A 25181-nucleotide genomic window follows, 5' to 3' on the forward strand; every position below is an offset into this window, starting at 1 on the left:
TTCCTCTCTGTCTTTCTTCTTTTCTTAGTATAGCATACAGAAAAAAAGCGGGAAAACAGTTCGTTTCCCGCTGCTTTTTTTACTTTTCATGATGCTCTTCAGCAGTTTCCCGCTCGCAGTCCCAATCGTCCTCGTAATCGTGAAACGCCACACACACTTTTGTTTCTCCAGTGACTTCCACTGTTAGTTCCCGTTCTGCCTGCACATTAATTTTTGTACCGCAGTCTGAAATAACCGCTTCCTGACAGTTTGGCTGCTGCAATACTTTTACCCAGACATCGTCATCGCCTTCGCAGTCATCATCGCGGTACGTTAATTTGAGAACATCCTTATACTCTACCTTATCTGTGACAACAGCTGTTTTCGTATGATTTTGATACGAATACCAGACGTTAATTTCATATGTGCCAAAAACGTCGACGGTTCTGCCTGATTTTTTCGCTTTGTATTCATGGTTAATGATCCAGCATCCTAAAATGCCCGACGGCTTATTCGGCGGCAGAATCGTATGGTGCGTCTGTGTATATTTTCGGCCTTTGGCGACGACGGACTTCGTAATAATTTCGCGGAATTGGCTCACTCTGTTGTCCCTCCTCTGATGTGGTCTTTGTATTGTATGCAGGGAGGGTGAGACGGGTGCCCAAGAATCAAAAAATCCCGCTTTAATCAGCGGGATTTGTGATTACGAGCAGCTGCCTGGTGTACCGTTTTTCATCTGGGCGCCTGTTTCGCCGCGAAGCAGATCGCCGCCTGTTTCATTAATAATATTGTCCGTTACTTTATTGGAAATTGCCGTAGCAACCATTTGCAAAATTGCGTTCACGTCAGTCTGTGACTGTTTGAACTGCTGTACAATCGGCATTTCATCAAGCTCCTGCTCAATTTTCTCAATTTTTTCTTCTACCATTTTTAATGCTTCTACTTTTTTATAATGCTGAAAATTGACCGCCTGCTTCTGAAGGCTTTTCAGGCCGGCCATTTTTTCGCGAATCTTTTGGTTTTCATGAATTTTTGCTTCTGCCTGCTTAAAAAATTCCACTTCTTCGGTTGCAGAAATCATATTGGCGATTTCAGTTGCTTTTGCAATGATCTCATCTTTTGTATAAAGAGTTTTTTCCATATTAGTTCACCCCGGCCATATTTTCGATTTCTACTGCTTCCCCGTCCATTGACCATGATTTTGTTTCGATGATTTTAACAGGGATGATTTTTCCGATTGCGGACTTTGGTGCTTTTACATTGACAAGCTTATTTTTAGAAGTGTAGCCGGCGAGGACATCCGGATTCTTCTTGCTTTCTCCTTCGATCAACACGTTCACGATTTGTCCTTTATACCGTTTCATTGATTCGCCTGACAGTTCATTCACAAGAGCATTTAAGCGCTGCAAGCGGGCTTTTTTCACGTCCATTGGCACGTTGTCCACCATTTTTGCGGCCGGTGTACCTTCACGCGGTGAATAGAGGTACGTATAGGCCATTTCAAAGCCAACTTCACGGTAGAGTGACATTGTTTCTTCAAACTGCTCTTCTGTTTCATTCGGATATCCAACGATAATGTCTGTTGTCAGAGCCACATCCGGCATAGCTGCTTTAATTTTACGGACCAGCTCTAAAAACTGCTCACGAGTATATTTGCGGGCCATGATTTTTAAAATATCGGTTGAACCGCTTTGTACCGGCAGGTGGATATGATCCATTAAATTACCGCCTTTAGCCAGCACCTCAATTAAATGGTCATCAAAATCACGCGGATGGCTTGTTGTAAACCGCACACGCGGAATGCCAATCTGGCGGATTTCATCCATTAAATCACCGAGGCGATAGTTTATGTCAGCAAAGTCTTTTCCATATGCGTTTACATTTTGACCAAGCAGCATAACTTCCTGATATCCCTGTGCAGCAAGCTGGCGCACTTCCTGGATAATTTCTTCCGGACGGCGGCTTCGCTCTTTTCCACGCGTATATGGCACAATGCAGTACGTACAGAACTTATCGCAGCCATACATAATGTTTACCCAGGCTTTTACGTTACCCTGGCGCACTTTTGGAAGGTTTTCGATTACATCGCCTTCTTTAGACCATACTTCGATGACCATTTCTTTTGACATATATGCTTCATTCAGGATTTCCGGCAGACGGTGAATATTATGGGTTCCAAAAATCATATCAACATGATGGTATGATTTTAAAATTTTATTAACAACCGACTCTTCCTGCGACATGCAGCCGCATACGCCGAGCAGCAGATTTGGGTTTTCCCGTTTTAAATGCTTTAAAAAGCCAATTTCGCCAAATACTTTGTTTTCCGCATTTTCACGAATCGCGCATGTATTCAGCAAAATAACATCTGCTTCTTCTGCTGTTTCCACAGCATTGTAGCCGAGCGCCATAAAAATGCCGGCCATCACCTCGGTGTCATGTGCATTCATCTGGCATCCGTACGTGCGGATATAAAAGTTTTTGCCCTTGCCCATACCCTGGAAACGCTCATTGATTTTAAAATCGTTGTGATAAGCCACTTCTTCTTTTCCGCGCTTTTTTGCGTCTTTTAAAGAAGGCGGCGTGTAAACAGTTTCGAAATACCGGCTGTAGTCCTTGGCGGATTTTTTGTCCGATGGATTAGCTCGTTCACTGTCTTTACGTTGTTCTTCGTTCATGATTATTCCCCTTTCCGATCTTTCAAACTATCGTGCACATTTCATAAGTATATACTGTCAAAACACTCTGCTCAAGTGCATCAATGAAAAAGACGCAGAGCACTATTCTCCCTGCGTCATAAAAATTACATAAATTCCTTTACAAGCTCGCCAAACGCCTCTTCACTAAGGTTCAGTTCAGCTTCAGAAAGCGGTGCTTGCCCGTACCCTTCGACAAGATCCTGATAGGATGGACGGTCTGTATCCTGATAAATAATGCCTGTAACAAGATCATCATGCTGCATTAATGTATTCATGGCAGCCTGCCGGTCTGCCGGGTCATATCCTTCAATGGTTGAAAGCTTCGTTAAGTTCTCTTTAAACCAGTCATATGTGTTTACTTTATTGTACGTAACACATGGACTGAACACGTTTATAAGTGAAAAGCCCTTATGATTAATTCCTGCTTCAATAATCGCCGTTAAATCTTTTAAGTCTGTTGAAAAACTCTGGGCAACAAAGGTCGCACCGGTTGTGACAGCGAGCTGCATCGGTGACAATGTTTGTTCAATCGAGCCCAGCGGCGTCGATTTTGTTTTGAACCCGGCCGCTGAGCGCGGAGATGTCTGTCCTTTCGTCAGGCCGTAAATCTGGTTATCCATGACGATATATGTGATGTCAATGTTTCGGCGCATAGCGTGAATCGTGTGGCCCATGCCAATCGCAAAGCCGTCGCCGTCACCGCCCGAGGCAATAACCGTTAAATCTTTATTGGCCATTTTCACGCCCTGCGCAATCGGAAGAGCGCGGCCGTGAATGCCGTGAAGCCCGTATGAATTAATATAGCCGGAAATACGCCCTGAACAGCCAATCCCGGAAATCACCGCTAGTTTTTCAGGTGTTAAGCCAACATTTGCGGCCGCACGCTGAATCGCTGCCTGAACAGAGAAATCACCGCACCCCGGGCACCAGTTGGGCTTGACATTATTCCGAAAATCTTTAAATGTTGCCGTTGCTGTTGTTGCCATTAGTAAATCAGCTCCTTGCTGCTCTCAACAATATGATGCGGCTGGAACGGATTGCCGTCATATTTTAAGATGCTTTTTATTTTTTGCGGGAAGCCGGCATTCATTTTAATAATACTTGCCAGCTGGCCGGTTGCATTGTTTTCAACGACCGCTACATTTTTTGCCGATTGGATCAGCGGCACTATTTCTTCGGTCGGAAACGGATGTACAAGGCGGATGCGCGCGTGATTCACTTTCAAACCGTCTGCTTCAAGCCGTTTCATAGCTTCCTCGATCGCACCGCCGGTTGAGTTAAAGCCAATCAATAAAAGATCCGCATTTTCATGTTCAGCATTTTTATAAACCGGATTTGGAAACACATTCGACAGCTGGTCAATTTTTCTCATACGCTTGTCCATCTGCGCTTTGCGGTTTGCCGGTGATTCCGATGGCTTGCCGGTTTCGTCATGCTCGACACCTGTTACGTGATGAATGCCGCCGCTGACGCCCGGAATAACCCGCGGCGATATTCCATCTTCGGTTACTTCATAGCGTTTAAAATAGGATTTGTCCTCACGCGGCTCAATCCCGTCCTTTACAAGCTTGCCGCGGCGAATTTCCACTTTGCTGTAATCCAGCGGCTCAACCGTATGCTTGCCGAGCGATAGCTGCAAGTCGGATAACAAAATAACCGGCACCTGATATTCTTCCGCAATGTTGAAGGCTTCCACAGTATCATAGAAGCCTTCTTCTGCCGTGCCCGGCGCGATGACGACTTTTGGAATTTCACCATGCGTCCCATAGATCATAGCCATTAAATCCGACTGCTCCTGCTTTGTCGGAAGGCCGGTTGAAGGACCGCCGCGCTGTGTATCCACTACCACAAGCGGTATTTCCGTCATACCAGAAAGGCCGATGGCTTCCATCATAAGAGAGAGGCCCGGACCGGCAGAAGCAGTGAACGAACGAATACCTCCGTAATTGGCTCCGATTGCCATAGTTGCGGCTGCGATTTCATCCTCCGTTTGAATCACTGTGCCGCCTACCTTGGGAAGCTTTTTAATCAAGTATTCCATAATTTCTGAAGCGGGGGTAATCGGGTAAGCAGCCATCAAGCGGACGCCCGCTGCTAATGCTCCAAGCGCAATTGCGTCATTTCCAATCATAAACATCCGCTTCTGCCCATCGGCGGGAGGAAGCTGAAGATGGCTTGTCCCGCCTTCGAGCTGCTCTTTCATATAGTTATATCCCTGCTGAATGGCTTCCATATTTTTTTGAACAACCGTTTCACCTTTACGGCCGAAAATTTCTTCTACCACACCGAGGAAAACAGAAACATCCAAATTAATAACCGCGCAGGTTGCTCCAACCGCTACCATGTTTTTCATTAGTGAGGTGCCGAGTTCTGTCGCCAATTCTGTAAACGGAACGTCGTAAAAAGCTGCTTCTGTATCCTCCGGCTTTAACGGATTAAATTTTGCATCGGCAATAATGATTCCATTTGCATGGAGTTCGTGGTAATTCACATCAATGGTTTCCTGGTCAAACGCTACTAATATATCTAAATCATCCGCCACCGCACTGACCTTTTTCGTGCTCACGCGAATTTTGTTGTTTGTATGTCCGCCTTTAATCCGGGAGGAGAAATGCCGATATCCATATAAATAGTATCCAAGGCGGTTTAGTGCCATGGAGAAAATTTCCCCTGTACTTTCAATCCCTTCCCCCTGCTGTCCTCCCACTTTCCAAGAAAGCTGCTCTGCCATTGTTCCAAACACTCCTTTAAAATATTGACCGTATCATTTTTCTGCTTCTCATAGTGTATCATTTTTGTATGTAAATCACTATATCGGTGCTTTATCGCTTGTACACATACCCTCTGTTTAAAACTAGCTACAGTTGAGATCGGTGGAGCCGGCAGGTGAAAACGAGCTTAGCGAATGCGGATTCACTTACCTGGACTAAGCGCTGTTTTTATACGCTTTTTCTGAGAAGCAGTATGTAAAATCATTTGTTCAATTTAAATACATTAATCGAATTAAAACAATGTTCATAGTTTACTCCTTTTACTAAAAAAAATCAAAAGCATTTACATAAAAAAACATTCCAGCCAGACGGCTGGAATGTTTATCGGGACTGAATGATTAGTTTCATTGCTGTACGGGATTCACCGGCAATCATAATACTTGTGAAAGCGGGAATACAAATTAAATCAATGCCGCCTGGAGCGACAAACCCCCTTGCAATCGCAACCGCTTTTACTGCTTGATTCAATGCACCTGCTCCGACAGCTTGTATCTCAGCACTGCCTTTTTCCCGCATCGTGCCGGCCAATGCCCCGGCCACTGAATTCGGGTTTGATTTTGATGATACTTTCAACACATCCATTCCCTAATCCCCCTTTTGAAGCCTCCATTCGTCTTTCATATATATTCAAATGAAGAGGGGCTATGAATTAATAATCATGAAAAGGATGGTCGTCATTTATTAAGATGCGCTGAATGGATTTAGCGAGCCCCGTTTTTCGGTCTGCTGTGATCATACATCCTGATAATTGCGTGCGTCCGTCTTTCGGCACTTCAAACCGTGCTGGCAGCTGAGTTTGAAACCTTTGTATGATCGCTTCTTTTTCCATTCCGAGAATCCCGTCATAAGGACCGGTCATTCCAGTATCAGTTAAATAAGCGGTGCCGCCCGGAAGCACCCGATTATCAGCAGTCTGTACATGCGTATGTGTACCGACAACGGCCGTTACCTTCCCATCGAGGAACCACCCCATCGCCTGCTTTTCACTGGTCGTTTCCGCATGGAAGTCGACAAAGATAAACGGGGTTCGCTGTCTTGCTTCCCCTACAAGCTGCTCGGCTTTACGGAACGGGCAGTCAAGATCATTCATAAATACGCGGCCCTGCAAATTAATAACAGCAACTTCCAGCTCTCCAGCCGGGATATAAGCAATGCCCTGGCCTGGCACGGAATCCGGAAAGTTTGCCGGACGAACAAGCCATTTCGCTGTATCAATAAAATTAAAAATATCTTTATTGTCCCAGGCATGATTGCCCAATGTAACCGCATTTGCTCCATCCTGCATAAACTTTTTATAAATTTTCTCAGTAATGCCGCGGCCGCCTGCCGCATTTTCTCCATTGATAATTGTTACACCAGGACGATATTTTTTCTTTAGTTTCGGTACATACTCACTCACCATATCCCGTCCCGGCGATCCCACAACATCTCCTATAAAAAGTAAATCCATGCTTCTCCTTCTTTCCTCTGCCAATAAGAAAAGCGATGTGGTTTCCACACACCGCTTTTCTCTTATTTTGCGTATTCAACTGCTCTTGTTTCACGAATAACGGTTACTTTAATATGTCCCGGATAATCAAGCTCACCTTCAATCCGTTTGCGGATATCGCGAGCCAGGCGGTGAGCCTGTAAATCATCGATCTGTTCCGGCTTTACCATAATCCGCACTTCACGTCCTGCCTGAATGGCAAATGATTTTTCCACACCATCATATGATTCTGAAATTTCTTCTAGTTTTTCTAAGCGGCGGATATAGTTTTCGAGCGTTTCACTGCGGGCGCCAGGTCTTGCGGCAGACAGTGCATCTGCTGCAGCTACCAGCACTGCAATAACTGAAGTTGGTTCCGTATCGCCATGATGTGAAGCGATACTGTTAATAACAACCGGATGCTCTTTATATTTCTGGGCAAGCTCAACACCAATTTCAACGTGGCTGCCTTCTACTTCATGGTCTACCGCTTTTCCGATATCATGAAGAAGGCCAGCGCGGCGGGCAAGTGTTTCATCTTCCCCAAGCTCCGCTGCTAAAAGCCCGGATAAATATGCCACTTCTACAGAGTGTTTGAGCACATTTTGCCCATAGCTTGTCCGGTATTTCAAACGGCCAAGAATTTTAATCAGGTCCGGATGCAATCCAAGCACGCCTACGTCAAATGTCGTCTGCTCACCGATTTCACGGATATGCTCATCGACTTCGCGCCGCGCTTTGTCCACCATTTCTTCAATACGCGCCGGGTGAATACGCCCATCCTGAACCAGTTTCTCAAGCGCGATTCGGGCTGTCTCGCGGCGGATCGGGTCAAAGCCGGACAAAATAACTGCTTCAGGTGTATCATCAATAATTAAGTCGATGCCTGTCAGCGTCTCAAGTGTACGGATGTTACGTCCTTCACGTCCGATTATGCGCCCTTTCATTTCATCGTTTGGCAATGTTACAACCGATACGGTAGTTTCGGCTACATGATCAGCTGCGCACCGCTGAATCGCCAGGGACAGCACTTCTCTTGCTTTCTTATCCGACTCTTCTTTTGCACGATGCTCGTTTTCTTTTACCATGATAGCAATATCGTGGGATAATTCCTGTTCTGTACGTTCTAAAATGATGGAGCGCGCTTCGTCTCGTGTCAGAGCGGAAATTCGCTCTAGTTCGGACTGCTGCTTTTTGACCATCTCATCCACTTTGCTGTCCATCTCTTCAATATGTTGTTGTCTTGTATTTAACGCTGCCTCTTTTCGTTCGAGCGCATCTTCCCGCTTATTTAGGGAATCATCCTTTCGATCAAGATTTTCTTCTTTCTGAAGGAGGCGATTTTCCTGTTTTTGCAATTCATTTCTTCTTTCACGGAGATCATACTCAGTATCCGTGCGCAGTTTATGAATTTCATCTTTTGCCTCTAAAAGAGCTTCTTTTTTTGACGCTTCTGCTTCCCGCTTTGCATCTTCCACAATCTGATCTGCAGCACTGCGGGCGCCAGCGATTTTTGATTCGGCAATTGATTTTCTTACAAAATAGCCAACAACGACACCAATGATAAGGCCAAGCAAAATGGAGATGATTGTAATGGGTTCCATCATTTCACCTCCTCTTGCTATAAATAATTGTCATGTTTTTCACATGTTGGCTGTTGTTACATTTGGTTATGAAACAAACAGCGCTACATTTCCATTTTCAAGATAAAAAAATGTCAAATATACAATCTTAATTTTATCGATGGGAATTTTCATTGTCAAGGTTTTCTCCGGGAAACACCTTATTTCTAAAGGTTCAACAAAAAAAGCAGAAAACGGAACCCCGTTTCCTGCTTTTTGTTCGTTCTTATTCTTCATCAAAAAGGGTGTCTGCTCCGTTGTCTTCCTCTGCTGGCGGCAGATCTTGTACATTATCAAGTCCGTAGCGTTCACGGATTTTCATCATAATCTCGTGGCGTACATCTGGATTTTCTTTTAAAAACTGCTTGGCGTTTTCCCGGCCTTGCCCAAGACGCTCGCCATTATATGAATACCAGGCACCGCTTTTTTCAACAATGTCTTCCTCAGATCCGAGATCAATAATTTCTCCTTCACGTGAGATCCCTTCTCCGTACATAATATCGACCTCTGCCACACGGAACGGAGGAGCTACTTTATTTTTTACTACTTTGATTTTTGTTTTGTTCCCAACAATATCGTTTCCTTGCTTCAACGCTTCCGCCCGTCTTACCTCAAGACGGACAGAACTGTAAAACTTAAGAGCACGGCCGCCGGGAGTTGTTTCTGGATTTCCGAACATAATCCCAACTTTTTCACGAATTTGGTTAATAAAAATCGCGATAGTGTTCGATTTATTAATAGCACCTGAAAGCTTGCGAAGCGCCTGAGACATAAGGCGGGCCTGCAGCCCAACGTGCGAAGCGCCCATTTCTCCTTCAATTTCGGCTTTTGGTACAAGCGCCGCTACGGAGTCAATAACGATGATATCAACAGCACCGCTTCGTACAAGTGCTTCAGCAATTTCTAACGCCTGCTCTCCTGTATCCGGCTGCGACAAAAGAAGTTCATCAATATTTACGCCGAGCTTTTGTGCATAGACCGGGTCAAGAGCATGCTCAGCATCGATAAAAGCAGCTTGTCCGCCAGTTGCCTGTACTTCAGCAATTGCATGAAGAGAGACGGTTGTTTTACCTGAACTTTCCGGCCCATAAATTTCTACTACGCGCCCGCGCGGATAACCCCCTACTCCAAGTGCTGAATCCAATGCAAGAGAGCCGCTCGGCGTTGTAGATACACGGCGTTCCGCCTGCTCTCCAAGCTTCATTATCGATCCTTTACCGAATTGTTTTTCAATCTGTTTAAGCGCCATATCCAAGGCAGCCTGACGATCGTTCACTATAAAATTCCTCCTTAAAAAATACATATCTATATTACGAACAGCTGTTTTGCCGGTTGTTTTTTAACCTGACTTAACTATACCGCAATCACGAACGAATTTCAAGCAAAAAACGAACATTTATTCGATATTTTTTGCTGTTCGAATGAGGGATTGTCTACTACCTGAAGAGATAAAACGAGCTGATGAAACATGAAGAAAAAGAAGATCAATTGAAGAATTTTTCAACGCAACAACCGGCTTGCTGCTTCATTTATTATACCATGAACCCGATAAAAAAAGCCCGCCGGAGCTACCGGCGGGCTTGTATTTATTCAGAAATTCCTGTTCCTTCTTCAATGGCCTGTTTTAAATCGGCTATTAAATCATCCGCAGCTTCCAACCCTACCGAAAGACGAATCAATTCCTCTGTTACACCGGAATTTTTCAGTTCTTCCTCGCCCAGCTGCTGGTGAGTGGTTGAAGCCGGATGGATAATTAATGATTTGCCATCACCGACATTTGCAACATGAGACCAGAGTTCAACAGAATTGATTGCTTTTTTCCCCGCGTCACGGCCGCCTTTAATTCCAAATACCACAATAGAACCAAATGTGCCATTTAAATATTTTTTCGCCAATTCATGAGAAGGATGGTCCGGTAAAGAAGGATGCTGAACCCACTCCACTCCCGGGTGTTCTTGTAAAAAGCTGACCAGCTTTTGTGTATTTTCGTGGTGGCGCTGTATGCGGAGATGCAGCGTTTCAAGCCCCTGCAGCAACAAAAAAGCACTATTTGCACTGATCGCCGGCCCAAAATCACGCAAAAGCTGGACACGAAGCTTCACTGCAAAAGCCGGGCCTTCAATATCAGCAAACTTAAGCCCGTTATAGGATTCATCAGGCGTCGTAAAGCCGGGGAATTTATCTGAATTCCAATTAAATGTGCCGCTGTCTACCACCACGCCGCCAATCACGGTGCCGTGGCCGCTGATCCACTTTGTCGCAGAGTGAACCACAATATCAGCTCCCCATTTAATTGGCTGAGAACCGTATGGCGAGGCAAATGTATTATCTACAATTAATGGAATGCCATTTTCATGAGCAATTGCCGAGACCGCTTCAACATCCAGTACATTCAAAGAAGGATTGCCGATAATTTCCGCAAAAACTGCTTTTGTTTTTGGCGTAATTGCTTTTCGGATATTTTCTGGATCGGTTGAATCAACAAATATCACACTTATTCCATACTTTGGAAGTGTATTTGCGAACAAATTATATGTACCGCCATACAAATTAGCAGCTGCAACAATTTCATCTCCTGCATGAGCCAGGTTCATAATTGCAAACGAAATCGCTGCCATCCCTGATGACAGAGCTACTGCAGCAGCGCCGCCTTCCAACAAAGCAATCCGCTTTTCAAATACATCCACCGTCGGATTGGTAATACGCGTATAAATATTGCCGGCTTCTTCAAGAGCAAATAATGCCCGGGCATGGTCTGTGTCATTAAATACATAGGAAGTCGTCTCATAAATCGGCACCGCCCGTGCCCCCGTAACCGGGTCCGGCTTCTGTCCCCCATGCAACAAATTTGTTTCTGCCTGCCAGTGTTCTCTTGTCATTCCCATCCCCCCTGATCTAGTTCTTTCGACGTAAGTATAACGATTTCCCTAAAAAACGTCAATCTATTTGTCAAAACATTCAATCAATGAGCTGAAGCAAGTAATGGCAGCCGTATTTCACTGTCCGCTTGCGAATACCGGTCCTGCTTCCGGCCATTTTCAGCGAATGAACAATCGTTTCCTCTCCTTCGCGTGCAATAGCTAAAAAGACTGTACCCGGCTCACGGCCTTCGAGCTGACCCGGGCCTGCGACGCCTGTAAAGCTGATCCCTATCTGTGCACCGCATAATTGGCGTATATTCTCAGCTAATTCCTTCGCGCATTCTGCGCTGACTGCCCCGTAAGAAGCCAGCGTTTCTTTTTTCACACGCACAACCTGCTCTTTCACTTCGTTTGTATAACAGACTACGCCCCCTTTTACACAGGCACTTGTTCCAGGTATGGCTGTCAGCTCACCCAAAAACAAACCGCCGGTCAGGCTTTCCGCTGAAGCAATTGTCACCTGTTTTTCTTTTAATTTGGCAGCCAGTTCGGCGGCAATAGTTGTTTCTCCATATCCGTAGAAGAAAGCACCGACTCTTTCTAAAATTTCATTTTCTGCCTGCTGGATAAGGCGATTGGCTTCTTCAGGAGATTCATGTTTCGCAGTAATCCTCAAAATTACTTCTCCATCTCCGGCAAGCGGCGCAATCGTTGGGTTTGTCTGCTTCAGCAGGATATCATCGATTTCTGTTTCAAGAGCAGATTCACCAATCCCAAAAAACCGCAGCACCCTTGATTCAATCCGCTCCACCTTCTCCATTGTTTTTAAAATCTCCGGACGCCCGTAATGTAAAAACATCGGCTGCATTTCACGCGGCGGCCCTGGCAGAAGCATATATTGTTTTTCACCTGCTTTTATAAACATGCCGGGAGCCATTCCATTATCATTGGCTAAAACAATGCTGTCTTTGATCACAAGCGCCTGCTTTTTATTATTTTCCGTCATGGGACGTCCTGTTTTTGTAAAATAAGCTTGAATGCTCTGGAGAGCTTCCTCGTTATATTCAAGAGTGGTTCCTATTATACGGGCAATCGTTTCTTTCGTTAAATCATCTTTTGTCGGCCCGAGACCGCCCGAGAAGATAATTAGGTCTGCCCGCTGCTGAGCCATTTTCAACGCCTGTTCAAGACGGTCTTCGTTGTCACCGACAACTGTATGATAATAAATATTCACCCCGATTTCCGCCAGGTGCTGAGATAAAAACCGGGCATTTGTATTGGTTATCTGGCCAAGCAATAATTCTGACCCTACTGCAATAATTTCGGCATTCATTTTATACAAACTCTCCTTTTTGGTAAACGAAAAGCACCATTGGAAACCCATGGTGCCTTACGCTTACTTAGAATTTTTAAACACATCTTTATTTAATTTAAAATAATCCCAGCCGGACCAGAGTGTGAAAAACAGGGCAATCCAGAGCAGCCAGTCGCCAGCCGGAATGCCAAAGCTTTCAAATGGTGCATTATGCAGCAACAAAAGAGAAATAGCAACGATCTGTGTCCAGGTTTTAATTTTGCCAAGCATATTGGCTGCCACTACTTCGCCTGTTTCAGCCAGAATAAGCCGCAGCCCTGTCACGGCAAATTCACGGCAAATGATCGCAATGACAATCCACGCAGGCGCCAGCTGAAGCTCCACCAAAAGAATAAGTGCAGCTGATACAAGCAGCTTGTCTGCAAGCGGGTCAAGAAACTTGCCGAGATTAGTAACAAGATTATATTTTCTGGCGATATAGCCGTCGATCCAGTCTGTAATGGATGCGATAATAAAAAGAAGCGCTCCGATCAAATGCTCCACTGGCATCTCGGTACCTAACACGCGGACCATTCCCCATCCAAAATCCACTGACATAATCAGAATGAAGAATGGAATCATCAAAATGCGTGAGATGGTAATTTTATTAGGTAAATTCAAAACTGTTCCCTCCAGAAACGGCCGTTATTGTGCTTTTGGGCGAATGATTATGTCCTGCAGCACTTGCCCATCCGCTGGCAGCTTATAGGCAAGTGTTTCACCATTCACCGTAATAACAGTATCAGGGGCAAAACCAACTTTAATCTTCGCTTCTTTTTGGCCTGTCATATTGTGTGTTTGGGTCTGGCCGTTGGCAAGCATGCCGCTGAAATAACTTTTGCCGCTGCCGTCTGTAATTTCAATCCATGTCTCGCCTTTTGAAGCAACCGACACTTCAAACGCCTGCGCGCCTGAAAGCTCATAAACAGTCTGGCGTCCACTTGTTGAAACTGCCGTAAGTGCCTGGGCAGGCGCGGCAGGTTCCGGTTTTTCTTCTACAGCCGGGTCTTTTTCAGGAGCAGGTGTTTCTTCTACAGCCGGCTTTTCTGTTGCCGGTTCCTCTGTCGCCGGTTCCTCGACTTGCACCTCTTCCTCTACAGCCGGGTCACTTTCAGAACCGCTTTTCGGAATTAAAAAATAAACCAGGGCAACAGCACCAATAATAAAAGCTGTTACTAAAATTTTCGGCAAATAATCTAGCAATTTAGAAGACTCGCGGACAGGCTTGGACGCATCTACCCTTGTTTTCTGGCTGCTGGCTGATGCTGTTGGGCGAAGCGGCACTTCATCCTCTTTAGAAGACGGCACCTCGCTTTTAAACTCCTCAAACAGCTCTTCAGCGTTTAGCCCGACCGCCTCTGCATATTGCTTAATAAACGCCCTGACATAAAACTTGCCCGGCATAATGTCATAATTTCCTTCTTCAATGCCTTGAAGATACCGCTTTTGAATCTTTGTTGATTCTTGAACGTCTGACAATGACATTCCTTTTGATTCGCGAGCTTCCTTTAATTTTTTCCCTAACTCTGTCACCCATAACACCTTCCAATACTAAAAGTTAAACCCGCCGAATTCCGAGTCCTGAAACATCGTATTTTTTTCAACCGCCTCATACGTAATCTCTTCATTCGGTTCATTGCGGAGCTCAATAATGTAATCAAAATCATCAATTGAATAATGGCTGTTTTCTGCGAAAACGTCTGGATGCTCTACAACCTTCACGGCCGGAAGCTGCATCACTTCGCGAATAAGCTGCCAATGCTTCTCCCCAGCACGGTTAGCGGAAATAACACCATCCATTATAAAGATATTCTTTGGGCTGTACTCATTGCGCAGCAGCTGTTCGCGGACAGTTTGCTTAATCATGGTTGATGACAAAAACAGCCACCTTTTGTTTGCACAAACACTTGCGGCAACAATTGATTCTGTTTTACCGACCCGCGGCATGCCGCGAATGCCGATTAATCGATGGCCATCCATTTTGTACAATTCTGCCATAAAATCAACTAGAAGTCCAAGCTCACTCCGTACAAAACGAAATGTTTTCCGGTCATCCTCATCCCTCTCGATATAGCGGCCATGCCGAACAGCCATTTTATCGCGCAGTTTCGGTTCACGCAGCTTAACAACTTCAATAGTATCCATGGTTTTCAAAATCGATTCAAGGCGCTTTATCTGATCTTCACTTTCTGCCCGCATTAGCAAGCCGCGGCTTTTATCATGCACGCCGTTAATTGTCACAATGTTAATTGACAGCATGCCAAGCAAAGATGAAATATCACCGAGCAGGCCAGGGCGGTTTTTTTTAATTTTGTATTCAAGGTAATATTCTCTTTTCAACATTGTATTCCTCCAGTGCGGCGTGCCCATCGTTCAACTAGTGATCCTTTTACTATAATAAAGGATAATATGTATTTTTTAAAGCAGAAGTAAAAAGAAAACCCTCCCCGGCCTGAAACAGCCGAAAAGGGTTATGCCTGCATTATTTTTGCACGAGTTTCATCATGCATGAAGCTATTGCTTTTTGTTCAGATTCACTTGCAACGGACCATAAATCTGCCAAAACACGCTCTTGTTCGTTTTTTGGGTCTACGTTTGCGTATAAATAATCACCGATTTCATACGCCAGCTTTTCGATTGCTCCTCCAGGCATCCCACGATGCTCAGCATTATCCATTTTGTTTCCTAAAAACCGTTTCCACTCCTGCCAGTTGTCGAGTACAGACATTTAAGGTCTCCTCCTTTTCAAGTAAGAATCCCTCTTATTGTGTACCCAATGTGCGAAATTATGCGTACCATCCACCGTTTACCGACAAAGTGTGCCCGGTAATATATCCGGCTTCATCCGACGTTAAAAATAACACAGCGGCGGCTATTTCGTCCGGCAAAGCAAAGCGGCCAAGCGGGATATTATCCGCCATCTCCTGCCGCTCTTCTTCCAAAAATCCAGCATTCATAGAGGTATCAACAGCGCCAGGAGCAATGGTATTGACTCGAACACCTGAAGGGCCCAGCTCTTTAGCAAGCGCTTTGGCAAAAGCTATCTGCGCCCCTTTTACGGCTGAATAAACGGATTCGCAGGAAGCGCCGGTTTCTCCCCAAATAGAGGAAATAAACGTAATAGAACTATGCCGGTTTGCCAGCAGAGCCGGCAGCAGCTCTCTTGACAAAATCATCGGCGCTTTCACATGAACAAGCCAGAGCTCCTCCATTTCTTCGTCTGATACATCCTGCAGCATGCCATACTGACTCATTCCTGCCGCAAAAATAAGAGCTGAAGCGGATCTGGATGCATCAATAAGCCTCTGGACCTGCTGCCGGTCTGTTAAATCCGCTTGAACAAGCAAAGCTTCCCCTCCGGTGCCCCGGACTGCTTTTGCTGTTTCAGCGCCTGCTTTGTCATTATGGCTGTAGTGAACGATAATATCCCAGCCCGCTTTTGCCATCTTTAACGCGACGGCGCGGCCAATGCCGCCTGAAGCACCTGTGATTAGCGCTGTTTTCTTCATCCGTTATGCCGTCTCTTTTGGCAGAACGAAACAAGAAGAAAAACGTTTTTCCTCAATCATTTCCTTTGCAAAGTTTGTTACATCCTGAAGCGTCATTTTTTCAAGGATAGGGACTATTTCAAATAAATCCATCTCGTTAAACTGGTAGCGTGTGAACTGATTGGCGATAAACTCGGGAGAATTAAATGCACGCAGTGTTGTGCCGATTTTTTTCTTGCGTGCACGTTCAAACGCCTCTTCTGTTAAGTGGCTTCCTTCCCTGGCATCGAGAAGCTGCGTGCGAATACGCTCTCCTAACTGCTCGGGATTTTCGGTATCTCCGCCCACCAGCGCAAAATTAAAGCCGCGCTCTGCTGTGTAGTCAAAACCAAACGTATCGTCAATTAATCCCGACTCATACGCTTTTTCGTAAAACTTGGCCGTTTTGCCAAATAACATTTCGAGTAAGAGACTGGCCGCCAGTTCTTCACGCAGCTTATCCGCTCCCGCCCGGCCTGAAGACGGCATTTTAAAGCCCACTTCGCATTTTGGCGTATTCACACTCATATGAATTTCATGGTGCGTTCGCCCTGCTTTTTCCGGCTCTTCAGGAAAGCGGCGTTCTACTGGAACAGGTTCTGGAAATGATTTTTTCGATTGGTTTTCTTTTACGAACTGCATTATTTCATCAGAATCCACCGGCCCAACAATAAATAAGGTCATATTCACCGGGTGGTAAAATGTGTTATAGCATGTGTATAAATGATCTTTCGTAATATCGGCAATCGATTCAACCGTGCCCGCAATATCAATTTTCACCGGATGATTCTCATATAAGTTTTCAATCAATCCGAAATAAACCCGCCAATCCGGATTATCATCATACATTCGAATTTCCTGGCCAATAATGCCTTTTTCTTTTTCAACCGTCTGTTCAGTAAAATAAGGCTCCTGAACAAAATCAAGCAGTGTTTCTGTATTTTCTTTTATATTCGAAGTGGCTGAAAATAAATAAGCGGTTCGTGTAAAAGAAGTGAATGCATTGGCTGATGCACCCTGGCTGCTAAATTTTTGAAAGATATCTCCTTCTTCTTTTTCAAACATTTTATGCTCTAAAAAATGAGCGATGCCGTCCGGTACATGGATAAAATCTGATTCTCCATTCGGAATAAATTCATTGTCAATGGAGCCATAGTTTGTCGTGAATGTTACATATGTTTTATTAAAGCCTTTTTTCGGCAAAATATAAACGTTCAGCCCATTATCCAGCTGCTCATGATAAACCGTTTCATTCATTTGCTCAAAAACCGTTTTTTTCATTACTTTTCCTCCTTGCCCGACAAAAAGTACACTGTATCAACCGTTATGGTTTGAGCGGCGGCAGACGCCTGCTCTTTTGTCACAGCATCAATATCTTTCAGCCATTGCTCGATTGGGCGGCTTGTACCCGATGAAATATTGTGATAGAGCACTTCCACCATACCGCGCGCTGTGTCTGCCGATTCCTGGAGCTGATTTTTTAAAAGGGCTTTTGTCTGGTTCATTTCAAGATCTGAAATATTCCCACTTTTCACTTCATCAAGCTGTTCATTCATAATTTGAACTGTTTTATCGTAGTTTTTCTGGTCGATACCGGCAAGCATGACCACAAAGCCCTTATGACTGTCCAGGCGGCTTGCCGCATAATACGCCAGGCTTTCTTTCTCGCGGACATTCATAAATAATTTTGAATGGGCAAATGCGCCCAAAATTCCGTTGCATACCTGCATGGCCGGAAACTGGGGATCCGTGTACGTAATCGTTGTGCGGCAGCCGATATTTAGCTTCCCTTGATTAATATCCTGTGTTTCCTGAATAACCCGGACTTGCTCGGGGCTTTTCCCTGTTTTTGTTTCTACAGCGGCAGCAGAACGGTCGGAAAAAGGAAGATACCTGCCGATTTTTTCAACCGCTTCCTCTGCTTTTAAATCACCAACCACAAAAATATCAATGATATCTTCTGACAGTGCCCTTTGGTAGTACGCATATAAAGATGCTGAATCAATGGGCTCTACTTTTTCCAGCACACCGCCCGCAGGAAGAGCGTATGGATCATCTCGATACATTTCTTCCACAAGTTTAAGCGATGCATAGCGTGTTTTATCGTCATAAATAGACCGGATTCGCTGTTGGAGGCTTCTTTTCTCCTGACGCACTGTTTTTTCCGGAAAAGATCCTTCTTTTAACTTCGGGCGGAATAAAACATCCGATAGAAGGGACAATGACCGGTCAAATAGATTATTTTCTCCATGCAGATAATTTTCATTGGCTGCTTCCATTGTAAAAGTAAGTACATGTTCGTTACCTTTCTTGGCAGAATCCGCAAAAAACAGGGCTCCGTACAGTTCATCCAATGCAGCCCGAAAAGCAGCAGCGGACGGCGCATTTTCCGTTCCAGATTGAAGAACATGCGGCAGCAATGCACGCATCGTCACCGTTTCTTTTTCAAGCGGCGCTCTCATTTTAACCATAATTGTATTTGTTTTGTATTTTTCTGTTTCAATAACATGAATAGTATATCCAGGTTTATTGAACGTCTGTTCACGTGTTGTTTCCATCGTATTCCTCCTCTAATCCTGCGGCTGCTTACCTCATTCTAGTATATCTTCACGATCTTCCCATAGGAAATATAACGTCTTAAAGGAAATAAAAACCTTATATATAATGAAGTTTTCGGGCAAGATATACATGTAAAAGCAAATGCATTTTAAAAACAGTATGAGAAAAAGAACAGATTTTTACTCTCTTTCTCCTTTGTTTTTCTTTATAGGGGCTTTTCTTGCTACTTTGCATCTCCATGAATTTACTCAGCAAAAAGGAATCCACACGAAGTGGAATTCCTCAGAATATAAACAAACTTATTTTTCATTGATTTGCTTTTTATATAAAATTTAAAACGGCGGCAGGCTTGCCCGAAACGCCGCCTGTTCGTTTCAACTATGGGACTTTAAATAAAAAGACTGCCGACTTTGTCGGCAGTCTCAGGAATTCAATTCAGCAGAGAGCGCGGTCCCTTTTACCTGCTTCCCTTAATATACGGCATACCTGACGCTTTGGGGGCATCGGCACGGCCAATAAACCCGGCCAGAGCCAGAATGGTCAGCACGTAAGGCGCGATAAGCAAATAAACGGCTGGAACATTTTCTAAAAAAGGAATACTTGATCCAACAATACTGAGGCTCTGGGCGAAGCCAAAGAAAATCGCCGCTCCCATTGCGCCAAGCGGATGCCATTTACCGAAAATCATAGCGGCAAGTGCCATAAATCCCTGTCCGGTAATGGTGGCATGGCTGAAATCAAGAGAAATGGACTGGGCATAGACTGCTCCTCCAAGCCCGCCAAGCAGCCCGGAAATAAAAACGGCAATGTAGCGGGTTTTCGCAACGTTTACACCCATCGTATCCGCTGCCATCGGATGCTCTCCTACTGACCGGAGGCGAAGGCCGAACGGTGTTTTGTATAAAACAAACCATGATACAAAAGCAATGATAAATGCCCAAATAGTCGGCCGGGCGATACTGCTGAAGAAAATATCCCCAATAACCGGGATATCGCTTAAAAAAGGAATATCCTTTCGAATAAAACGGCTGTCAATCATATCCGTCTGGCCTTTGTCATACAGTAATTTTACAAGGAAAAGCGACAGTCCAAGCGCCAGAAAGTTGATGGCCACGCCGCTGACCACCTGATCCGCCCGGAACGCAATAGATGCAACACCATGGAAAAGTGATAACAGGCCGCCTGCCAGCATGGCCGCCAAAAGAGCGAGCCACGGCGTCATGCTGCCAAACGTGTCGACGAACGTTAAGTTAAATACAATAGCAGTAAACGCTCCAATAATCATTAATCCTTCCAGGCCAATATTAACAACACCTGATTTTTCAGAAAACACGCCGCCAAGCGCTGTAAAAATAAGCGGCGTGGCTGCAAACAAGGATGAAGAAACAATCAATGAAATAATCGTTAACGCATCCACTTATTTCGCCTCCTTCTTTTTAAAGCGGCTTAACAGCCACGTAATCATATAGCTTGAGGCAACAAAGAAAATAATAAGAGCAATAACAATTTCAACGAGCTCATTAGGCACCCCTGATTCAACAGGCATATTTAACGAGCCAACCTTCAGCGCTCCAAACAGCAACGCCGCAAGCACAACGCCGACCGCTGTGTTCCCGCCAAGAAGCGCAACAGCAATTCCGTCAAAACCAATGCCTGAAAAGCCCGAATTGATAAACATGTTTCCAAATGTCCCAAGACCCTGCATGGAGCCGCCAATTCCTGCAAAAGCACCGGAAATAACCATAGACAAAATTATATTCCGATTAACATTCATTCCTGCGTATTCCGAGGCATGCTGGTTGTATCCAACAGCCCGAAGCTCATAGCCAAGAGTTGTTTTTTCAAGCAGGAACCACATAATAATGGCGGCAATTACAGCTAAAAATATACCGTTATGAAGAGATGAAAAATCTGTTAAGTTTTCTAGAAAAGGCGACCGGAGGCTGGCTGATTCCTTTACCACATCTGTAGCATCAGAACCGTCGCTGATCACATTCCGGATAAAATGGTTGGTCACGTGAAGAGCCGTATAGTTAAGCATAATGGTAACAATTACTTCATGAACGCGGAGACGGGCTTTTAAAAAGCCCGGAATAAATCCCCAGACCGCCCCTGCCGCTGCCCCTGCTAAAACAGCGAGCGGCAAATGAATGACTTTCGGCAGTTCAAATGCAACGCCTACCCATACGGAAGCAAGCCAGCCGACTAAAAGCTGCCCTTCTACTCCAATGTTAAATAAGCCTGTTCGAAACGCAAATGCGACAGCAAGGCCGGCAAAAATATACGGCGTCATTTGGCGCAGTGTTTCTCCGGCATAAAATGAATCGCCAAAGGCACCATTCCACAGCGCCATATACCCTGCAGCAGGATTGTTTCCACTCACAAGCATAATGACCGCTCCAGCCAGAAGGCCAAGCAAAACAGAAATGACAGGAACAGCTAGTACTGCCCATTTTTTAGACACGTTCACCCGCTCCTCTCTTTGAACCGGCCATCAACAGGCCAAGCTCCTGTTCCGTCGTTTCTTTCGGATCAACCACCGCCACAATTTGGCCTTCGTAAATAACAGCGATCCGGTCCGACACGTTCATGATTTCATCTAATTCAAACGAAAGAAGCAAAACAGCTTTTCCGTTATCACGCTGTTCGATAAGGCGGCGATGAATAAATTCAATGGCTCCCACGTCCAATCCGCGAGTCGGCTGGGCGGCAATCAATAAATCCGGATTCCGGTCCACTTCGCGTCCGATAATTGCTTTTTGCTGGTTTCCTCCTGACAGCGCCCGCGCCAGTGTAGTTTCAGAAGGAGTCCTTACATCAAATTCCTCAATTAGTGTATTTGCTTTTTTATATACTTCTTTATAGTTCATAATGCCCGATTTAGAAAAAGGCTTTTGATAGTAAGTCTGAAGCACCATATTGGCACCAATCGGGTAATCTAAAACCAACCCATGCTTATGGCGGTCCTGAGGAATATGAGCGACTCCGGATTCTGTGACTTTTCGCGGCTTAAAAGAGGTAATCTCTTTGCCATTTAGCTCAATGGTTCCAGCCGAAACCTTTCTAAGGCCGGTAATCGCTTCGATAAGCTCTGACTGGCCGTTGCCGTCAACTCCGCAAATACCGACAATTTCTCCTGCCCGTACCTCCAGATCAAGGTCCCGGACGGCTTGAACACCGCGCGCATCATTTACAGAAAGACCACGAACTTCCAATACGGTTTGTTTTGGCTCAGCAGCCGTTTTTTCTGTTGTAAACGTAACATCCCGGCCAACCATCAGGCTTGCCAAATGGTTCGGATTGGTTTCCGAAACATCCACCGTACCAATTCCTTTTCCTTTACGGATTACGGTGACCCGGTCACACACTTCCATAATTTCTTTGAGCTTATGGGTAATTAAAATGATCGATTTTCCTTCTTTAATAAGAGCGCGCATAATTTGAATTAATTCTTTAATTTCCTGCGGAGTTAAAACAGCTGTCGGTTCATCAAAAATAAGAATTTCCGCTCCGCGGTACAATGTTTTTAAAATCTCTACACGCTGCTGCATACCAACAGAAATATCGGCAATTTTCGCCGATGGGTCAACCGCAAGCCCATATTGCTCGGAAAGCTCCCGCACCTTTTGCTCGGCCTGTTTTAAATTAACTGTTCCAAGCTTTTTCGGCTCATTGCCGAGGATAATATTTTCCGTTACCGTAAAAGTATCAACGAGCATGAAATGCTGGTGAACCATACCGATTCCAAGATCATTTGCTATATTTGGGTTTGTAATGTGCACGGGTTTTCCGTTAACTTTGATCTCACCCGCTTCCGGCTGGTAAAGACCGAATAAAACGTTCATTAAAGTGGACTTGCCGGCTCCATTTTCTCCAAGAAGAGCATGAATTTCACCCCTGGCGAGCTGAAGCGTAATATTATCATTCGCGACAAACCCATTAAACTCTTTTCGTATGCCCAGCATTTCGATCACATAATCCACTTTTCTCACTCCTTTATCTGCATTTTGTATTCCTGTAGGATGTCTGACCTTATAAACAAAAAATTTTAAAAATCAAGGCAGCACAGCTGATCTGTACTCCCGTCATCTTTAAAAAAGTGCCGGTTTCAAAACCGGCACTCGGCTGTTTAAATTATTTGCCGCTTGGAACAGTTGGTACTTCTACTTCACCATTTTTGATTTTTTCTGTCCATTCATCTACGGCCGCAATTGATTCTTCTGTTAAATTATCCTGTGTCGGTGCGATGCTGACGCCTTCTGCATCAAGGCCGTATTCGATAACCTCACCGCCAGGGAATTCGCCATCCATCGCCTTTTTAGCAACGTCCTGTACAGCAAGATCAACACGTTTTACCATTGACGTTAACGTTACGTTCATTTCCTTGCCATCTACTGTTACTTTTCCTTCTTCAGACTGGTCACGGTCAACCCCGATAACCCAGACTTCTTTTTCCGGATCTGTTTCTTTTATGCTTTTCGCTTCCGCAAAAACACCGTTTCCTGTGCCGCCTGCTGCGTGGTAAATAATATCAATTCCGGAAGAGTACATTGCTGATGCCATTTGCTGGCCTTTATCAGCTTTATCGAATGCACCCGCGAATTCAATTGTGACGTCTGCATCCGGGTTAACCGCTTTAACTCCTGCTTCAAACCCGCCTGCAAATTTATTGATCAAGTCACTTTCAATACCGCCGACAAATCCAATTTTATCAGATTTTGTCTGCAATCCTGCTACAACTCCAACAAGAAATGAGCCTTCATGCTCTTTAAACGTAATGCTTGTTACGTTATCAAGTCCTTCTACAACGTCATCCACAATCGCGAATTGACTTTCTGTACGCTGTTTTGCCACTTCTTCAATAGCTGGCTTCAGCTTATAGCCAATTCCGTATGTTAAATCAAATTCGTTACGTACCGCTGTATTCAAGTTTGTTTTATAGTCAGCATCGCTTTTTGATTGGATATAGTCGTAGCCGTCTGTTCCTTTTTCAAGACCGTTTTCTTCACCGAAAGCCTGCAATCCTTCCCAGGCAGATTGGTTAAATGACTTGTCATCAACACCACCGACATCTGTTACCATTGCAACGGTAAATTTATCCGTGTTTTCTCCGCTTCCGCCGCCGTTGTCAGTCGCTTCTTCCTCGCCACCGCCGCAAGCGCCTAAAATCGTGCCCGCTGCTAAAACCATGGACATTGCAAAACCAAATTTACGTTTTTCCATTTGTTTATGCCCCCTCAAAAAATTTAATTAACGTGAATGCCCGGCCTGCATACGTCTGCGCAATACGTGGAAGCTGAACTTGTCCGCGCGGAAGTAATTTACAGAGTATAAAACAGGAAGGTCCTTTTCTGTGTAATGAAGCTGTTTAAGTGCAAGCAGGGCCGTTTCGGGTTCACATTCAAGAATCGGCGATACTTTTTCATGCCACCCGTACGGCTTAATATCAGCCACAGCGTATGAAATAGGATGTGCCCCCTGCTCATCAAACAAAGTAAACAAGGACTCCTGCCCTGCATCAAACTGCCCAGGGAACAGCGATTTTGGTATTTTATCTACACAATACACTACCGGCGCCCCGCTGGCAGTCCGCACCCGTTCAATTACCATCAGTTCCGCGTCTGGCGCACACGCCAGCTGGCGTGCATCCTCCTCACTCGCCTGAATTACAGCGGATGAAAGAAAAATGGTGCCCGGTTCCATACCCGCATTGATAATCATATCCGTGACACTGATCAATTGTTCAATTCCCGACATAAATAATGGTTTAGAATGAACAAAAGTGCCTACACCGTGGCGCCTGATAATAACGTTTTCCTCTTCGAGTATGCGCAGAGCTTCACGAAGTGTTGCTCTGCTGACACCGAGCTGTTTCGCAAGTTCGAATTCGGAGGGAAGCTTCTCTTTTTCTTTATAAATTCCTTCTTCAATGTCTTTTTTCAGCCGGTCAATTACTTGCAGGTATAAATGCCGGTTGTCCTGTTTAATGGACATGGGGTCACCACCTTTTCATTTCATTCGCATGAGACATCAGACCTCTGAGGTTTAACATTTACGCTAATTTCATTTAACATATCATTTTTTTCAATAATTGAAAAGATGTTATTTAATTGAATAAACAATCAACTTATCATTCTAATTCTTTCTAGGATTACTATATAAAGAAAGTAAATCGCTGTGGAAATCGCTTTCAAAAAGATTGGAAATCGCTTAAAAAATTTTTTCAAAAAAAGAACAGCGCAGGGCTGTTCTTTAAAAGTGCCGATAGAGTGGAAAAGCAGGCTGATTAAAACACCTGCTTTTCCGGGAACATGGCTAAACAGCACTTTGAGCATTTGCAA

At 44.7% G+C, this 25181-nt stretch carries 23 protein-coding genes; all 23 read right to left on the minus strand.

Annotated features, from left to right (window positions below):
- Positions 1-79: 79 nt before the first annotated feature.
- Positions 80-580 (minus strand): outer spore coat protein CotE, encoded by a 501-nt coding sequence (cotE, locus tag VP98_RS08645; protein WP_046174980.1) that lies wholly within the window; start codon positions 578-580, stop codon positions 80-82.
- 102 nt (positions 581-682) lie between these two features.
- On the minus strand, positions 683-1120 hold the full coding sequence (locus VP98_RS08650; protein ID WP_046174981.1) for a RicAFT regulatory complex protein RicA family protein: 438 nt from the start codon (positions 1118-1120) through the stop codon (positions 683-685).
- Position 1121: 1 nt separating this feature from the next.
- The gene (gene miaB / locus VP98_RS08655; RefSeq protein WP_046174982.1) at positions 1122-2657 is read right to left on the minus strand and encodes a tRNA (N6-isopentenyl adenosine(37)-C2)-methylthiotransferase MiaB; all 1536 of its coding nucleotides are present in this window, start codon (positions 2655-2657) and stop codon (positions 1122-1124) included.
- A gap of 125 nt (positions 2658-2782) precedes the next feature.
- Entirely contained in the window at positions 2783-3664 is an 882-nt protein-coding gene (locus VP98_RS08660) for a 2-oxoacid:ferredoxin oxidoreductase subunit beta (protein ID WP_046174983.1), read from the minus strand.
- Positions 3664-5409, minus strand: coding sequence for a 2-oxoacid:acceptor oxidoreductase subunit alpha (locus VP98_RS08665; RefSeq protein ID WP_046174984.1), 1746 nt, complete (start codon positions 5407-5409; stop codon positions 3664-3666). Before VP98_RS08665 ends, VP98_RS08660 begins: the two co-directional genes overlap by 1 nt.
- A 361-nt stretch (positions 5410-5770) precedes the next feature.
- Positions 5771-6031, minus strand: a complete 261-nt coding sequence (locus VP98_RS08670) for a stage V sporulation protein S (protein ID WP_046174985.1) — start codon at positions 6029-6031, stop codon at positions 5771-5773.
- A gap of 67 nt (positions 6032-6098) precedes the next feature.
- Positions 6099-6899 carry a TIGR00282 family metallophosphoesterase gene (locus VP98_RS08675; RefSeq protein WP_046174986.1) on the minus strand — a complete coding sequence of 267 codons (801 nt, stop codon included), beginning with the start codon at positions 6897-6899 and terminating at the stop codon, positions 6099-6101.
- 62 nt (positions 6900-6961) lie between these two features.
- Entirely contained in the window at positions 6962-8521 is a 1560-nt protein-coding gene (gene rny / locus VP98_RS08680; RefSeq protein ID WP_046174987.1) for a ribonuclease Y, read from the minus strand.
- A gap of 244 nt (positions 8522-8765) precedes the next feature.
- The gene (gene recA, locus VP98_RS08690; protein WP_046174989.1) at positions 8766-9815 is read right to left on the minus strand and encodes a recombinase RecA; all 1050 of its coding nucleotides are present in this window, start codon (positions 9813-9815) and stop codon (positions 8766-8768) included.
- A 310-nt stretch (positions 9816-10125) separates the two neighbouring features.
- Positions 10126-11418, minus strand: coding sequence for an O-acetylhomoserine aminocarboxypropyltransferase/cysteine synthase family protein (locus tag VP98_RS08695; RefSeq protein WP_046174990.1), 1293 nt, complete (start codon positions 11416-11418; stop codon positions 10126-10128).
- 79 nt (positions 11419-11497) lie between these two features.
- On the minus strand, positions 11498-12733 hold the full coding sequence (locus VP98_RS08700) for a competence/damage-inducible protein A (protein ID WP_046174991.1): 1236 nt from the start codon (positions 12731-12733) through the stop codon (positions 11498-11500).
- Between the two features lie 63 nt (positions 12734-12796).
- Complete coding sequence (gene pgsA, locus VP98_RS08705; protein ID WP_046174992.1) at positions 12797-13375, minus strand: CDP-diacylglycerol--glycerol-3-phosphate 3-phosphatidyltransferase; 579 nt, start codon at positions 13373-13375, stop codon at positions 12797-12799.
- Positions 13376-13399: 24 nt separating this feature from the next.
- Complete coding sequence (locus VP98_RS08710; protein ID WP_046174993.1) at positions 13400-14287, minus strand: helix-turn-helix domain-containing protein; 888 nt, start codon at positions 14285-14287, stop codon at positions 13400-13402.
- An 18-nt stretch (positions 14288-14305) separates the two neighbouring features.
- A complete protein-coding gene (locus VP98_RS08715) occupies positions 14306-15097 on the minus strand; it encodes a DUF3388 domain-containing protein (RefSeq protein ID WP_046174994.1) in 792 nt (263 codons plus the stop codon).
- 139 nt (positions 15098-15236) lie between these two features.
- Positions 15237-15482, minus strand: a complete 246-nt coding sequence (locus VP98_RS08720) for a DUF3243 domain-containing protein (RefSeq protein ID WP_046174995.1) — start codon at positions 15480-15482, stop codon at positions 15237-15239.
- 58 nt (positions 15483-15540) lie between these two features.
- The gene (gene ymfI, locus VP98_RS08725) at positions 15541-16263 is read right to left on the minus strand and encodes an elongation factor P 5-aminopentanone reductase (protein ID WP_046174996.1); all 723 of its coding nucleotides are present in this window, start codon (positions 16261-16263) and stop codon (positions 15541-15543) included.
- A 3-nt stretch (positions 16264-16266) separates the two neighbouring features.
- Positions 16267-17562, minus strand: coding sequence for an EF-P 5-aminopentanol modification-associated protein YfmH (yfmH, locus tag VP98_RS08730; protein ID WP_046174997.1), 1296 nt, complete (start codon positions 17560-17562; stop codon positions 16267-16269).
- Positions 17562-18839 carry an EF-P 5-aminopentanol modification-associated protein YfmF gene (yfmF, locus tag VP98_RS08735; RefSeq protein ID WP_046174998.1) on the minus strand — a complete coding sequence of 426 codons (1278 nt, stop codon included), beginning with the start codon at positions 18837-18839 and terminating at the stop codon, positions 17562-17564. The genes yfmH and yfmF overlap by 1 nt, the downstream gene beginning before the upstream one ends.
- Positions 18840-19297: 458 nt before the next feature.
- Positions 19298-20257, minus strand: a complete 960-nt coding sequence (locus VP98_RS08740) for an ABC transporter permease (RefSeq protein WP_046174999.1) — start codon at positions 20255-20257, stop codon at positions 19298-19300.
- Positions 20258-21304: an ABC transporter permease gene (locus tag VP98_RS08745; RefSeq protein ID WP_046175000.1), complete on the minus strand. Its 1047-nt coding sequence runs from the start codon at positions 21302-21304 to the stop codon at positions 20258-20260. It abuts the gene before it with no gap.
- Complete coding sequence (locus VP98_RS08750) at positions 21297-22823, minus strand: ABC transporter ATP-binding protein (protein ID WP_046175001.1); 1527 nt, start codon at positions 22821-22823, stop codon at positions 21297-21299. Before VP98_RS08750 ends, VP98_RS08745 begins: the two co-directional genes overlap by 8 nt.
- 151 nt (positions 22824-22974) lie before the next feature.
- On the minus strand, positions 22975-24063 hold the full coding sequence (locus tag VP98_RS08755) for a BMP family lipoprotein (protein ID WP_046175002.1): 1089 nt from the start codon (positions 24061-24063) through the stop codon (positions 22975-22977).
- 27 nt (positions 24064-24090) lie between these two features.
- Positions 24091-24834, minus strand: coding sequence for a GntR family transcriptional regulator (locus VP98_RS08760; protein WP_046175003.1), 744 nt, complete (start codon positions 24832-24834; stop codon positions 24091-24093).
- Between the last annotated feature and the right edge of the window lie 347 nt (positions 24835-25181).

Source organism: Domibacillus indicus, assembly GCF_000970685.1.
GTDB classification, from domain to species: Bacteria; Bacillota; Bacilli; order Bacillales; family Domibacillaceae; genus Domibacillus; species Domibacillus indicus.

What these genes read in the sequence shown, in the direction of transcription:
- VP98_RS08650 (WP_046174981.1), bottom strand. Translation starts at nt 1,120, where the DNA reads ATGGAAAAAACTCTTTATACAAAAGATGAGATCATTGCAAAAGCAACT.
- miaB (WP_046174982.1), bottom strand. Translation starts at nt 2,657, where the DNA reads ATGAACGAAGAACAACGTAAAGACAGTGAACGAGCTAATCCATCGGAC.
- VP98_RS08660 (WP_046174983.1), bottom strand. Translation starts at nt 3,664, where the DNA reads ATGGCAACAACAGCAACGGCAACATTTAAAGATTTTCGGAATAATGTC.
- VP98_RS08665 (WP_046174984.1), bottom strand. Translation starts at nt 5,409, where the DNA reads ATGGCAGAGCAGCTTTCTTGGAAAGTGGGAGGACAGCAGGGGGAAGGG.
- VP98_RS08670 (WP_046174985.1), bottom strand. Translation starts at nt 6,031, where the DNA reads ATGGATGTGTTGAAAGTATCATCAAAATCAAACCCGAATTCAGTGGCC.
- VP98_RS08675 (WP_046174986.1), bottom strand. Translation starts at nt 6,899, where the DNA reads ATGGATTTACTTTTTATAGGAGATGTTGTGGGATCGCCGGGACGGGAT.
- rny (WP_046174987.1), bottom strand. Translation starts at nt 8,521, where the DNA reads ATGGAACCCATTACAATCATCTCCATTTTGCTTGGCCTTATCATTGGT.
- VP98_RS08695 (WP_046174990.1), bottom strand. Translation starts at nt 11,418, where the DNA reads ATGACAAGAGAACACTGGCAGGCAGAAACAAATTTGTTGCATGGGGGA.
- VP98_RS08700 (WP_046174991.1), bottom strand. Translation starts at nt 12,733, where the DNA reads ATGAATGCCGAAATTATTGCAGTAGGGTCAGAATTATTGCTTGGCCAG.
- VP98_RS08715 (WP_046174994.1), bottom strand. Translation starts at nt 15,097, where the DNA reads ATGTTGAAAAGAGAATATTACCTTGAATACAAAATTAAAAAAAACCGC.
- VP98_RS08720 (WP_046174995.1), bottom strand. Translation starts at nt 15,482, where the DNA reads ATGTCTGTACTCGACAACTGGCAGGAGTGGAAACGGTTTTTAGGAAAC.
- ymfI (WP_046174996.1), bottom strand. Translation starts at nt 16,263, where the DNA reads ATGAAGAAAACAGCGCTAATCACAGGTGCTTCAGGCGGCATTGGCCGC.
- yfmH (WP_046174997.1), bottom strand. Translation starts at nt 17,562, where the DNA reads ATGAAAAAAACGGTTTTTGAGCAAATGAATGAAACGGTTTATCATGAG.
- yfmF (WP_046174998.1), bottom strand. Translation starts at nt 18,839, where the DNA reads ATGGAAACAACACGTGAACAGACGTTCAATAAACCTGGATATACTATT.
- VP98_RS08755 (WP_046175002.1), bottom strand. Translation starts at nt 24,063, where the DNA reads ATGGAAAAACGTAAATTTGGTTTTGCAATGTCCATGGTTTTAGCAGCG.
- VP98_RS08760 (WP_046175003.1), bottom strand. Translation starts at nt 24,834, where the DNA reads ATGTCCATTAAACAGGACAACCGGCATTTATACCTGCAAGTAATTGAC.